Source organism: Pseudomonas asturiensis (assembly GCF_900143095.1).
GTDB lineage: Bacteria > Pseudomonadota > Gammaproteobacteria > Pseudomonadales > Pseudomonadaceae > Aquipseudomonas > Aquipseudomonas asturiensis.
Genome location: NZ_FRDA01000009.1, coordinates 163291 through 176372, shown reverse-complemented (window position 1 = coordinate 176372; position 13082 = coordinate 163291). Strand labels below are relative to the sequence as shown.

The window sequence follows — 13082 nt, the reverse complement described above, 5'->3', positions numbered from 1 at the left end:
CTGGGGTTTTCGACGAGTGACATTACGGGTGACATCATGTGCGGACGCTATTCGATATACGAAACGATGGACCACTACCTCAAAGAGCTCGCCCCAGAGCAGCTAATAATCAACGGGTACGATATTTGGCCTCTCGAGCGATACAACGTTGCTCCGACCACGAAGGTTGAAGTAATCAGACCCACTGAAAAGGGCTTAAGCGTCGACAGGGTTCACTGGGGTTGGGAGCCGTTTTGGGCTAGAGGCGAACGTCAGGCTCCTATCAACGCTCGCGTTGAAACCGTAATGACCGGGAAGTTTTTCAGGGAGTTGTGGCCTGCTGGTCGGGTCGTGGCGCCTGCAAATGGCTGGTTCGAATGGGTGAAGGACCCAGCAGAGCCAAAGAAAAAGCAGCCCTACTTCATCAGGTTGAAGAGCAAGAAACCGATGTTTTTTGCAGCACTGGCCCAAGTGCATTCCCGACTAGAACCGCATGACGGTGACGGTTTCGTGATTATCACTGCCGCGAGCGATTCGGGAATGGTCGACATCCATGATCGTCGCCCTGTTGTGCTATCTGCAGAGGATGCACGGACTTGGCTTGATCTTGATTGCACACCCCTGGCAGCAGAAAAACTGGTAAAGGAGCACTGCAGGCCTGTCGATGATTTTGAGTGGTTCCCTGTTGATCGCGCAGTGGGCAACGTAAAAAACCAAGGACCCAAATTGATTCAGCCTCTAAACATGACTGGTGCCTCCAGCAAATAAAACCTGCAGCAGGCACTCGACCATCCTTGGCCCTGACCGGCACAGAAAAGGCAAAATGGGCTGAACCAAATGGCAAAGCGAAGGGTTTGAATGGAATGGGGAATAAGGGTAAGTGCCTTACCTGAAAAGGCCGGCGGAACCGCCGGAAAGGAACAGCAACAAAAGGCCACTGAAAGCATTTCGCAATGGGGGGGCAGCCTCTACCTGCATCATGAAGCGCTGTTTTGTGGGGCTACATTTTCTCTGATAGCCGTGGCACCATATCGCGATGATCAGGGTTGGATCCCAACCTACAGCACACTCGTTTAGCTGCATAACCTTTCCAGGACGGATATGGGTTTCGACTTGTCACGTTGAGCCATGTAGAGCAAAAGGCCCACCAATGACTCCATCATGGGTGCCTCAATGCTCAATTTTCTGTTGCGAAGAAAAGCGTCTCCGACCACACCATCCAACTCTAATGCGGGCTTTTTCAGACCAGAGTCACCCGATGCATTACTCTCCACTCCCCGTCGGCGTCAGCTCATTGAAAACATCTGGCAACGGACGTCGCTCCCTCGCGAGCAATTCGAAACGCTCTATGTGCAAGCCTTCAAAAGCTACGCGGCGTTGGTACAACATCTTCCCGCATCAGAGAACCACCACCATGCTTACCATGGCGGCATGCTGGATCATGGACTAGAAATCGTCGCGTACGCGCTGAAAATCCGGCAGATGTATCTTTTGCCGATTGGAGCGCCGCCAGAGTCGCAAGCTGCCCAGTCTGAGGCATGGTCTGCCGCATCCGCATACGGAGCGTTGGTCCATGACTTAGGGAAGATTGCGGTAGACGTAAAAGTAGAACTCGCCGATGGCGCCATCTGGCACCCATGGCACGGGCCTCTGGATCAGCCATATCGCTTTAAGTATGTGAAAGGCCGCGACTACAGACTGCATGGTGCAGCATCCTCGCTGATCTACTGCAGAGTGATACCAGCAAAAGCACTCGACTGGCTCAGCGGCTTTCCAGAACTTTGGGCGCAGCTGGTGTTTGCGTTCGCAGGCCAGTATGAGCATGCCGATATCCTTGGCGAAATCGTGTCGCAAGCTGACCAAGCGTCCGTGGCGCAGGAATTGGGCGGTAACCCGGCTCGCGCGATGTCTGCTCCCAAGCAGTCCATCCAGCGGCAACTGGCTGAAGGCTTGCGGATGCTCGTATCTGAGAAATTCAAGCTGAACCAGCCCGATGGTCCGTCTGACGGCTGGCTGACTCAGGATGGCTTGTGGCTTGTCAGCAAGCCAGCAGTGGATCAGTTACGAGCTCATTTGCTTTCTCAGGGGATCGAGCACATCCCCACTTCGAATGCTCCAATGTTCAATCTGCTGCAAGACCAGGCGATCATCCAACCAAACGGTGAGGGTAAGGCGATCTGGAAGGCCAGCATCGACAATGGCCGTGGCTGGAAGAATACGTTCACAGTGCTGAAAATAGCGCCGGCACTGATCTGGCCAAACGCAAAAGATCGACCCGAGGCCTATACCGGGACACTAACAGTAGAGTCTGCTTCAGCTGCAGGCGATGCTGACCAGATAAGTCAACCAACCGGAGAAACAGAGCCGGGTTCAGCCAAAAAACCGCTTGTTGTTGTCGATCAGGCTGCATCGCAAGCAACTACCAAGCAAACACCGGCACCGGCAAAAGATTTTGATGCGTTAGATGAGCTGCTGGATTTATTTCCTGACCCGGTACCAATTGCTGCAGCCGCCCCAGCGGATACGATACAAAGCTTAGAGAAAGACCACGATGATAAGGACGAGATCCCCTTCTCGCCCCCTATCAAAGCACCCACACGGCTCAGTCAACCTAAACAAACTGAAGCAGAAACACGCGTCAGCGGAACTGCTCCAGCAGCAGCGACCACGAACAGCTCGGCTGACTCAGCCCCAAACCACGGCGCTAATTTTCTGACTTGGTTGAGGGGCGGCGTTATTTCCCACCGAATCATAATCAACGACGCCAAAGCACGTGTGCATACAGTGGATAGCACCGCCTTTCTGGTCAGCCCGGACATCTTCAAACGCTACGCACTTGAGCATCCTGCGATTGAGCGAGAGGCCAAGGAGCGTGACCTGGAGGCTTGGCAGGTGGTGCAACGGGCGTTTGAGAAACTGAAAAAACATCGCAAGACAGCTGCTGGCTTGAACATCTGGACCTGCTTAGTGAAGGGTCCGCGCAAAAGCAAGCAATTAAGGGGCTATCTGCTCCTGGAGCCTACCGACGTATTCAGCGAAGTGCCTTATGACAACCCGGTCATAACCCTGGCTGACTTGGCAGATAAGGAAACATCTGAATGAACACCATGACGCTTCCGGAGCTGACCCAAGAGTACATTCTCACTCATGATTTGAGACCAGACACGGTAAAAATTTACTTGGCAGCAACAAAGTCATACGTGAGGTTTTTCGGCGACTGTCTTGCTTGTGAAACGACTCATCGGGATATGCTTGACTGGCGCAGGTCTGAATTGGAAAGAATTTCTAAGCGAAGCTGGAATACCTACTCAAGTCACTTGCGCACGATCTACGGCTACGCCATAGAGCACGGGTTGATTGATCTGGTAGTCAACCCGCTTAAAAATACACGCGTAGTGCCTCCAAAGCGCCCGAAAAAAACTGTCGCGAACGACGCGACAGTTCGAGCTAGAAACTGGCTCAAAGTCCTGGCAGCGGAAGAGCGAACGACGGCCGAACGCACAGAAATCACCCCAGCCTGGTTCTGGCTGTCTGTCTTTGAGACATTTTATTACACGGGACTTAGGCTGAACGCGCTTTTGTGCCTACGTTACGCAGATGTGTATCTGAGGGACAGGCTGATCAGGATTAGAGGGGAGACAGAGAAGACTCATCGCGAATTCCTGATACCGATTCCAGATGGTCTCCTGCCTCAGCTTGAAGCCCTTATGCAGGCAGCAAAGGCTTTGAGGTTCCAGCCGGGTGACCAGTTGTTCAACGTGAACAGATTTTCAGGCCACTACCGTCGTCAGGAAATGAACTCCCACCAAGTCGAAGCGATGTACAAAAAGCTCACCGCAATGACGGGCACACGGATGACACCTCACAGATTCCGCCACACGATCGCCAGTGAGCTGATGACACTCCCGGAGCGCAATATCTATCTAACCAAGAAATTGCTGAACCACTCAAATATCGCAACCACAATGGATTACATCGAGCCCGATTACGACATGATGCGGGCGGTGATGAATGAGCGAGGGAAGCGTCCGGCGAAGATCAGCTACATGGCTAAGACAGATGCAGCGGTGCGCGCTGAAAAACATCCGTCAATAACTGCCCCAGTGAAGGACTTGATGCCGGTGGCAGCGTACAAGGAAGAAAACGCCACTCAGTCCAAAACCCTATTGAGCCGTTCACAAGGCAAACAGCTGACTCAACCCGTGCCCTTGCATCGAAAACAAGCACAAATCACAGTGACGGTTGATTCTGCGGGTGGTGCTGCGGGCCAAAACGTCCGAACCTCACCGCCCATAAGCACTGACTCAGAAACAAGTCAGTTGCCGCTGGGCTGCCCCAGTCCAGAAGATCTACTCAGAAGCTTGGGTGAACTGACGCGATGGGTCCAAGAAAATATCGCGGGAAGTGATCCCGCTCCTGAACCAGTGAGCTTAAACAAAGATGAACATCAGCTGCGTCCTGAGATGCTGGAACTCACCGGCTGGATAGGCAGATCCGGATGATCCAGCTGCTCCAGTGCGCGGTAAAAATAATCATTCTGCCATTATCAGAAGACACGTCGCTCGGTCGATAATTTATGGATTCGGCCTAATGACAGGATTGGCGGGGCCGATACACGCGCAGCACAGCATTTTTTGCCAAAAAAAACGCCCCGTTCACAAGCTTTCGCTCGGAACGGGGCGCTCCAATTTGACATCACCGATTGCCGGCGCTATGTTTCGCGACAGACGGCTGCTTGTCTGGGTTCAAAATCCCTCAGACGGAAGTGCCTGCTTCAGCACACGCATGTTCCACCCTATAGAATCTTGAAGTAAAGCCACACAACGTTTGGTCGGGGTAAGGGGATTCGAACTCCTGACATCCTGCTCCCAAAGCAGGCGCGCTACCGGACTGCGCTATACCCCGGTAAATCAAGGCACCTCAACAAGCTGCCTGCGACCTGATACGAGTGGCATCAGATCTTTAAGATTCGGCTCCAAGGTGAACCTTGGAGCCAAAAATGGTGGGTCGTGTGGGATTCGAACCTACGACCAATTGGTTAAAAGCCAACTGCTCTACCAACTGAGCTAACGACCCAAATATGGTCGGGGTAAGGGGATTCGAACTCCTGACATCCTGCTCCCAAAGCAGGCGCGCTACCGGACTGCGCTATACCCCGACTGAAACATCATTGAACCTTGTGAAATCTGGCTCCACGACCTGGACTCGAACCAGGGACCCAGTGATTAACAGTCACTTGCTCTACCAACTGAGCTATCGCGGAACTATCAATTTCAGATTCAACGTTACCACTTGCAGCATTGAAATCACGTCGCTGTTAACTCTTTGATTTCAATCTCATTGACCTTTGCGCTTCGTTTGTATCGTTGCGTTCACGTCTCTGAGGCGCGCTATTCTACAATTTTAAAAACACCTGTCAACCCTCTAAATTGCTTTTTAAGACAATGATTTGCGATTTTTTTTCAGATCGCCTTTCAGGGCTGATTTTGCTACGTCTGTCGTCGTGATCAAAAGGGCTCCTGTTGGGGAGCCCTTCTTTATAAGGCAACCTGATCCATCAGGCAAATACGATCTCGTCGTCTACAACGCGCCCGGTAATACCCGTGCCGGGTACGAAGCTCCCCGACAGGATCAGCTGCGCCAGCGGGTTTTCGATCCAGCGCTGGATGGCTCGTTTCAATGGACGCGCGCCATAGACCGGGTCGTAGCCCACCGCAATCAGCTTGTCCAGCGCCTCCGGGCTGAGCGTGAGGGAAAGCTCGCGCTCGGTAAGACGCTTGCGCAGGCGGTCCAGCTGGATGTCGGTGATACCGGCGATCTGATCACGCGCCAGAGGCTCGAAGATCACCACTTCGTCGATCCGGTTGATGAACTCCGGACGGAAGTGCGTACTGACGGCATCCATCACCGCTGCGCGCTGCGCTTCACGATCGCCGACCAGTTCCTGAATCTGCGCAGAGCCCAGGTTGGAGGTCATGACGATGACCGTGTTGCGGAAATCCACCGTGCGCCCGTGGCTATCGGTCAGGCGGCCGTCTTCCAGCACCTGCAACAGAATGTTGAACACGTCCGAATGAGCCTTCTCGACCTCATCGAGCAAGATCACCGAGTACGGTTTGCGACGGACGGCCTCGGTCAGGTAACCGCCCTCCTCATAGCCGACATAGCCTGGCGGCGCACCGATAAGCCGCGCCACGGAATGTTTCTCCATGAACTCGGACATGTCGATACGCACCATGGCCTCTTCGGTGTCGAACAGGAACTCCGCCAGCGCCTTGCACAATTCGGTCTTACCCACACCGGTCGGGCCGAGGAACATGAACGAGCCGCTTGGCCGGTTCGGATCAGACAACCCGGCACGTGAACGACGCACCGCGTTGGACACCGCGACGACGGCCTCTTCCTGACCGATGACCCGGTTGTGCAACAAGGTTTCCATCTTCAACAGTTTTTCGCGCTCGCCTTCCAGCATCTTGGAGACCGGAATGCCGGTCCACTTCGACACGACTTCGGCAATCTCTTCCTCGGTCACTTTGCTGCGCAGCAACTGGTTCTCTGGCTTGCCATGCTGATCGACCATCTGCAGGCTGCGCTCCAGGTCCGGGATGATCCCGTACTGCAATTCGGCCATGCGATTAAGGTCGCCACGACGACGCGCCGCTTCCAGTTCCTGACGGGACTGCTCGATTTTCTGCTGGATCTGCGCCGAACCTGTGACTTCAGCTTTTTCCGAGGTCCAGATTTCTTCCAGGTCAGCGTATTCAAGCTCCAGGCGCTGGATATCGTCCTGAAGTTTTTCCAGACGTTTTATCGCCGCCTCGTCTTTCTCTTTCTTGAGCGCCTGGGCTTCCACTTTCAGTTGAATCAGGCGTCGCTCAAGACGATCAAGCACTTCCGGCTTGGAGTCGATTTCCATGCGAATGCGGCTGGCCGCTTCGTCGATCAGGTCAATCGCCTTGTCCGGCAACTGGCGATCGGTGATGTAACGGTGGCTCAGCTTCGCCGCCGCAATGATCGCGCCGTCAGTAATGGCGACCTTGTGGTGGACTTCGTAGCGCTCCTTGAGGCCACGCAGGATCGCGATGGTGTCTTCTTCGCTCGGCTCGTCCACCAGTACTTTCTGGAAGCGTCGCTCAAGCGCCGCATCCTTCTCTATATATTGGCGGTACTCGTTGAGCGTGGTCGCGCCAACGCAATGCAGCTCACCGCGCGCCAGGGCCGGTTTGAGCATGTTGCCCGCATCCATTGAGCCCTCGCCTTTGCCGGCGCCGACCATGGTGTGCAACTCGTCGATGAACAGGATGATCTGGCCTTCCTGCTTGGACAGTTCGTTGAGCAGCGACTTCAGGCGTTCCTCGAACTCACCCCGGTACTTGGCACCGGCAATCAGGGCGCCCATGTCCAGCGACAGCAAGCGCTTGCCGCGCAACCCGTCAGGCACTTCACCGTTGATGATGCGCTGCGCCAGACCTTCGGCGATCGCGGTCTTGCCCACGCCAGGCTCACCGATCAGCACCGGATTGTTCTTGGTGCGGCGTTGCAGAACCTGAATGGTACGGCGAATCTCGTCGTCACGGCCGATCACCGGATCGAGCTTGCCTTCTTCTGCGCGCTTGGTCAGGTCGACGGTGTACTTGTCCAGCGCCTGACGCGACTCTTCGACGTTGGGGTCATTGACCGCTCCACCGCCGCGCAGGTTGTTGATGGCATTTTCCAGCGCCTTCTTGCTCACGCCCTGACCGAGCAGCAGCTTGCCCAGCTTGCTGCTCTCGTCCATGGCGGCGAGTAACACCAGTTCGCTGGAAATGAACTGATCGCCTTTCTGCTGGGCCAGACGGTCGGCCTGATTGAGCAGACGCGCCAATTCCTGCGACATATTGACGTCGCCGGTCGGATTCTGGATTTTTGGCAGTTGATCGAGCTCTTTGCTCAATTCCTTGCGCAGGCTGTTGATGTCGAAACCCACCTGCAACAGCAGCGGTTTGATCGAGCCGCCTTGTTGTTCAAGCAATGCCTGCATCAAGTGCGCAGGCTCAATGGCTGGATGGTCCAGGCCCACTGCCAGCGATTGCGAGTCTGATAACGCTAACTGTAATTTGCTGGTCAATCTGTCGATACGCATAGTCACCTTCCTTTAAAAGCAGGCCGGAGCAATGAACACACCTGTGATGAAAACCTGCTGAAACACTTATGGATGCGCAATAGATGCGGGCAATTCTGCGTGTTTCAAGACTGACTTGATTGATGTGGATCAACCTCACGCTCAGGCAAGCCTAGCTGGCTTACGTATAAAAGCAGGTGTCAGGCGTGATCGATCCAGATCAGTGAGGCAAATCGACCGGTGCGGGCGGCACGGCGATAGGAAAAGAAGCGCGGATCGGTGAAGGTGTCGAAGCCGCCACCATAAACAGAAGAGATACCATGGGCCGCCAGTCGCACGCGCGCCAGCGTATAGATATCGGCCATGAAGCGATCAGGGTTCAGGCTTGCAACAAACGCTTCGGCGGTTTCAGGGTGCTGGCTCACGAACGCCTCGCGCACTTCCGGCCCGACCTCGAACGAGGGCTGACCGATGGCAGGACCAAGCCAGACCATCACCTCTTCAGGAGCAACCTGCAAACTGTCGGCGGTCGCCTCAAGAACACCTGCCGCAAGACCACGCCAGCCTGCATGCGCCGCAGCGACACGCGTGCCGTCACGACGGCAGAACAACGCGGGAAGGCAATCGGCAGTCATGATGGTGCAGGCAACGCCGGGCGTATCCGTCCAGCTCGCATCAGCTTCCACAACGCATGACGGATCAGCATCCGCCACCACGACACCGTGCACCTGGCGCAGCCAGGCGGGCTGAACATGGAGACGGGAAGTCAGAACCGAGCGATTGCGGGCAACCGCCTGTGGACTGTCGTCGACGTGATCGCCGAGATTGAATGTGTCGAACGGAGCCAGACTGGCCCCGCCCGAGCGGGTGGTGACGCACGACTTGATCTGCGCTGGCGCGGGCCAGTCAGGTATCAGCCAGTCATTCACCCGATGAACGCCTCGCGGTCCTGCTTGAGCAGCGACAGCAGCCAGACGAAGTCGTCAGGCAGTGGCGATTCCCAGCTCATGCGCTTACCGGTGGTCGGATGATCCAGCTCCAGGAAGCGCGCGTGCAGTGCCTGACGCGGGAACGTCTTCAGCGAATCAACCATGGTCAGGCTGGCCGCAGGCGGAATGCGGAAACGACCGCCATAGGCAGGGTCGCCGACCAACGGGTAGTTGATGTGTGCCATGTGCACGCGAATCTGGTGCGTACGACCGGTTTCCAGTTTGACACGCACATGCGTGTGCGACCGGAAGCGTTCCAGCACGCGGTAATGACTCACCGCCTGCTTGCCGCCTTCCATCACCGCCATGCGCTGACGCTGCTGGCCATGACGACCAATCGGCGCATCGATCTTGCCGCCTGCGGTCACGACACCGATCACGATGCATTCATAGATGCGGCTGACGCTACGGCTCTGCAACTGGGTGACCAGTTGGGTCTGCGCCTGAATCGTTTTGGCGACCACCATCAGGCCCGTGGTGTCTTTATCCAGACGATGCACGATGCCGGCGCGCGGAACATTGATGATGTCCGGCACATGGTGCAGCAAGGCATTGAGCAGCGTGCCGTCAGCGTGACCGGCAGCCGGATGCACCACCAGGCCCGCAGGCTTATTGATGACCAGTATCTGGTCGTCTTCGTAGACGATGTCCAGCTCGATGTCCTGAGCGACCCATTCACCCTGGGCCTCCTGCTCGGCAATGAGCTCAAGAATGGCACCGCCATGCACGATGTCACGCGGGCGCAGAACGCCACCGTCCACAGTCAGGCGGCCGTCCTTGATCCAGGCGGAAAGGCGCGAGCGCGAGTGCTCAGCGAATAATTGTGCGGCGACTTGATCGAGGCGTTGACCACCCATTTCGGACGGTACCTCTGCGCGAAGTTCTATATTTTCGGACATGACCAGACTAGGTGGCGGCTAGCCTTTGGTTTCGGCAGCGCGCTTGTGGTTAAATACGGCGTCTTTTGTCCCGCCGGTATCGCGGGGCGCTCATCATAACAGGACGGCCCCGCCCAAGACAGCAGGCCGTTATAGGGACGCAAGCCGCCATGCAAGTGAAACACCTGCTGCTGATCGCCATCCTCGCACTGACTGCGGCCTGTTCGTCGAAGGAAGTCATCGACGAAAACCTCAGCGAAGTCGAGCTGTACCAGCAGGCGCAGGCCGACCTGGGCAATAACAGCTATAACAGCGCCACCGAGAAGCTCAAGGCGCTGGAATCTCGCTATCCATTCGGTCGTTATGCCGATCAGGCCCAGCTCGAGCTGATTTACTCGAACTACAAGAACGGTGAACCGGAAGCGGCAAAATCTGCTGCCGAGCGCTTCATTCGCCTGCATCCCCAGCACCCGAACGTCGATTACGCCTACTACATGAAGGGCCTGACCTCGTTCGACCAGGACGTTGGCCTGCTGGCGCGCTTCCTGCCGCTGGACCAGACCAAGCGTGACCCGGGTGCCGCACGCGACTCCTTCAACGAGTTCGCACAGCTCACCAGCCGTTTCCCGAACAGCCGTTACTCGCCCGACGCCAAGCAGCGCATGATCTATCTGCGCAACCTGCTGGCTTCGTACGAGATCCACGTGGCTGACTACTACCTGACCCGTCAGGCCTACGTCGCCGCTGCCAACCGTGGCCGCTACGTGGTGGAAAACTTCCAGGAAACGCCATCGGTCGGTGACGGCCTGGCGGTAATGGTCGAGTCGTATCAGCGTCTGCACCTCGACGACCTGGCCGCGACCAGCCTTGAAGTGCTGAAGACCAACTATCCGAACCACCCGCAACTGAAAGACGGCGAGTTCACGCCACGCGAAGCAGAGGCGGATAACCGTTCGTGGCTGTCCAAGGCGACACTGGGCCTGATCGACGGCAGCGCACCGCTGCCACCGGGTCAGACACGTGCCGACCAGGACATCAAGAAACAGTATCAGGAAGCCAAGGACTCCATCCCTAAAGAGCTGTTGCCGGAAAACCAGGCAGAGCTGGATGAGCAGGCCGAGAAGGACGCAGAAGCGAAAGGCACCAAGAGCCGCTCCTGGTTCAGCTACATGACACTGGGCCTGTTCGACTGAGTCGACTGCAACCCTGAAAAGAGGCCTTTTGCAGGCCTCTTTTTTTATGCGCGCTCGCCCCTGTCCGCCCGCCCGCTCCTTGGCTACACTGCGCAGACTCAATTCACCAAGCGGATAGTCATGGTTCGGATATTAATGTGGGTCGCGCTGATTGCAGCGGTGATCTGGTTCGTCAAACGCCTACTCAATCCACCCAGGCCAAGAACCCGTCCGGCACCGCCTGAGACCACTGCCGCGCCTATGGTGCGTTGCGCCCATTGCGGCGTTCATCTTCCTCGTGACCGTGCATTGAGCCAGGAACAACAATGGTATTGCAGCGAGGCGCACCGGCTAGAAGGCCCTGCGACTCGTGAGCGCTGAGACGCTCTCACTGGGCACCGCCCAAGCGCATCGTATTCTGCAGCTCTATCACCTTTATCGCCTCGTCATTGGCATCCTGCTGGTATCGCTGATCTCTGCCCGCCTGGACGCCGAACTGCTGCAACTGGCCGATACCGACCTGTTCCGGGCCGGCTGCTGGCTGTATCTGGTATCAAACATCCTCATCGTGGTGCTGCTCGAACAGCCCAAACGTCAGGCTCACCTGTTCAGCCTGGCGATGGCGGATGCGCTCATGTTATCGGGGCTGTTCTACGCGGCAGGTGGCCCATCGAGCGGTATCGGCAATCTGCTGATCGCGTCAGTGGCCATCAGCAACATCCTGTTGCGTGGCCGCAGCGGCCTGTTGATTGCCGCGGTCTCGGCCATCGCCATCATCTACCTGACCTTCTATATCAGCTTCAGCACACCTGCGGTCGCCAACGACTACGTGCAGGCGGGCTCGCTGGGCACGTTATGTTTTGCTGCGGCCATGCTGGTACAGGCACTGACGGCGCGCATGCAGGTCAGCGAAGTACTGGCCGAACAGCGCGCTGCCGATGTCGATAATCTTGAAGAGCTCAATGCTTTGATTCTGCAGCGCATGCGCACCGGCATTCTGGTGCTGGACGCACGACGTCAGGTGCTGCTGGCCAACCAGGGCGCACTGAACCTGCTGGGTCATGAGCAATTGGTCGGCCAGGTGATCGACAGCTACTCACCTGAACTGGTGGACCGCTTTCGCCATTGGCTGATCAACCCGATCATGGTGCCGCGCAGCATCTCGACCTCGGCGATCGGCCCGGTGCTGCAACCCAGCTTCGCCGCACTGAACCGGGGCGATCAGCGCCAGACCCTGATTTTCCTGGAGGACCTGTCGCAGATTGCCCAGCAGGCTCAACAACTCAAGCTTGCCGCACTGGGCCGCCTGACTGCCGGGATCGCCCACGAAATCCGTAATCCCCTGGGCGCGGTCAGCCACGCAGCGCAGTTGTTGAACGAATCGGAAGAATTGACTGCGCCGGATCGACGGCTGGGGCAGATCATCCATGACCAGTCACGGCGCATCAATGTGGTGATCGAGAACGTACTGCAACTGTCCCGACGACGTGAAGCCCAACCCGAACTGCTCGACCTGAGGCAGTGGCTCGACGCGTTCGTTACAGACTTGCGCACCTCTGCCGCACCCGACCAGCGGATTCACATCGAAAGCGGCAGCGGCATGCTGACCACCCGCATGGACCCGGAACAATTGACTCAGGTCGTGACCAACCTGCTACAGAACGGTTTGCGCTACAGCGGCCAGCAGCACCCCATCGCACAGGTATGGCTCAGGCTGTATCACGACCCGCAGAGTGACTTGCCGACACTTGAAGTTCTGGACGATGGCGCGGGCGTCAGCGAAAACCACCTGACCCGCCTGTTCGAACCCTTCTTCACCACCGAAAGCAAAGGCACAGGCCTGGGCCTCTACCTGTCACGCGAGCTATGCGAAAGCAATCAGGCGCACCTGGACTACGCCCCCCGGGAAGGCGGCGGCAGTTGTCTGCGTATTACCTTCGCCCACCCGTTCAAATCGAGCTGA

At 56.8% G+C, this 13082-nt stretch carries 9 protein-coding genes and 4 tRNA genes; 6 read left to right on the top strand and 7 right to left on the bottom strand.

Annotated features, from left to right (window positions below):
- The first annotated feature begins 36 nt into the window (after positions 1-36).
- The 3 genes from BUB69_RS17250 to BUB69_RS17235 all read left to right on the top strand — a co-directional run bounded on the left by BUB69_RS17250 (position 37) and on the right by BUB69_RS17235 (position 4481).
- Positions 37-747 (top strand): SOS response-associated peptidase family protein, encoded by a 711-nt coding sequence (locus BUB69_RS17250; protein ID WP_073168815.1) that lies wholly within the window; start codon positions 37-39, stop codon positions 745-747.
- Between the two features lie 393 nt (positions 748-1140).
- Positions 1141-3081 (top strand): MobH family relaxase, encoded by a 1941-nt coding sequence (gene mobH, locus BUB69_RS17240; RefSeq protein WP_073168809.1) that lies wholly within the window; start codon positions 1141-1143, stop codon positions 3079-3081.
- A complete protein-coding gene (locus BUB69_RS17235; protein ID WP_073168807.1) occupies positions 3078-4481 on the top strand; it encodes a site-specific integrase in 1404 nt (467 codons plus the stop codon). The genes mobH and BUB69_RS17235 overlap by 4 nt, the downstream gene beginning before the upstream one ends.
- Before the next feature lie 326 nt (positions 4482-4807).
- Here BUB69_RS17235 and BUB69_RS17225 read toward each other — a convergent pair.
- From BUB69_RS17225 to rluD, 7 genes are all read right to left on the bottom strand, one after another.
- Positions 4808-4884 (bottom strand) — tRNA-Pro (locus BUB69_RS17225).
- Positions 4885-4979: 95 nt separating this feature from the next.
- Positions 4980-5055: transfer RNA gene (locus BUB69_RS17220), tRNA-Lys, on the bottom strand.
- Positions 5056-5060: 5 nt separating this feature from the next.
- Positions 5061-5137: transfer RNA gene (locus tag BUB69_RS17215), tRNA-Pro, on the bottom strand.
- Positions 5138-5166: 29 nt separating this feature from the next.
- Positions 5167-5242 (bottom strand) — tRNA-Asn (locus BUB69_RS17210).
- A gap of 294 nt (positions 5243-5536) precedes the next feature.
- A complete protein-coding gene (clpB, locus tag BUB69_RS17205) occupies positions 5537-8101 on the bottom strand; it encodes an ATP-dependent chaperone ClpB (RefSeq protein ID WP_024694106.1) in 2565 nt (854 codons plus the stop codon).
- A 179-nt stretch (positions 8102-8280) separates the two neighbouring features.
- Positions 8281-9009: a peptidoglycan editing factor PgeF gene (gene pgeF, locus BUB69_RS17200; RefSeq protein WP_073168805.1), complete on the bottom strand. Its 729-nt coding sequence runs from the start codon at positions 9007-9009 to the stop codon at positions 8281-8283.
- The gene (rluD, locus tag BUB69_RS17195) at positions 9006-9968 is read right to left on the bottom strand and encodes a 23S rRNA pseudouridine(1911/1915/1917) synthase RluD (protein ID WP_024685589.1); all 963 of its coding nucleotides are present in this window, start codon (positions 9966-9968) and stop codon (positions 9006-9008) included. Before rluD ends, pgeF begins: the two co-directional genes overlap by 4 nt.
- A gap of 149 nt (positions 9969-10117) precedes the next feature.
- Here rluD and BUB69_RS17190 point away from each other — a divergent pair, with 149 nt between their 5' ends.
- From BUB69_RS17190 to BUB69_RS17180, 3 genes are all read left to right on the top strand, one after another.
- Positions 10118-11140: an outer membrane protein assembly factor BamD gene (locus BUB69_RS17190; RefSeq protein WP_073168803.1), complete on the top strand. Its 1023-nt coding sequence runs from the start codon at positions 10118-10120 to the stop codon at positions 11138-11140.
- Between the two features lie 120 nt (positions 11141-11260).
- Positions 11261-11500 (top strand): PP0621 family protein, encoded by a 240-nt coding sequence (locus BUB69_RS17185; protein ID WP_073168800.1) that lies wholly within the window; start codon positions 11261-11263, stop codon positions 11498-11500.
- Positions 11490-13082, top strand: coding sequence for a sensor histidine kinase (locus BUB69_RS17180; protein WP_073168798.1), 1593 nt, complete (start codon positions 11490-11492; stop codon positions 13080-13082). Before BUB69_RS17185 ends, BUB69_RS17180 begins: the two co-directional genes overlap by 11 nt.

Excerpts from the sequence above, each read along its gene's own strand:
- BUB69_RS17250 (WP_073168815.1), top strand. The coding sequence starts at position 37 with ATGTGCGGACGCTATTCGATATACGAAACGATGGACCACTACCTCAAA.
- mobH (WP_073168809.1), top strand. The coding sequence starts at position 1,141 with ATGGGTGCCTCAATGCTCAATTTTCTGTTGCGAAGAAAAGCGTCTCCG.
- BUB69_RS17235 (WP_073168807.1), top strand. The coding sequence starts at position 3,078 with ATGAACACCATGACGCTTCCGGAGCTGACCCAAGAGTACATTCTCACT.
- clpB (WP_024694106.1), bottom strand. The coding sequence starts at position 8,101 with ATGCGTATCGACAGATTGACCAGCAAATTACAGTTAGCGTTATCAGAC.
- rluD (WP_024685589.1), bottom strand. The coding sequence starts at position 9,968 with ATGTCCGAAAATATAGAACTTCGCGCAGAGGTACCGTCCGAAATGGGT.
- BUB69_RS17190 (WP_073168803.1), top strand. The coding sequence starts at position 10,118 with ATGCAAGTGAAACACCTGCTGCTGATCGCCATCCTCGCACTGACTGCG.
- BUB69_RS17185 (WP_073168800.1), top strand. The coding sequence starts at position 11,261 with ATGGTTCGGATATTAATGTGGGTCGCGCTGATTGCAGCGGTGATCTGG.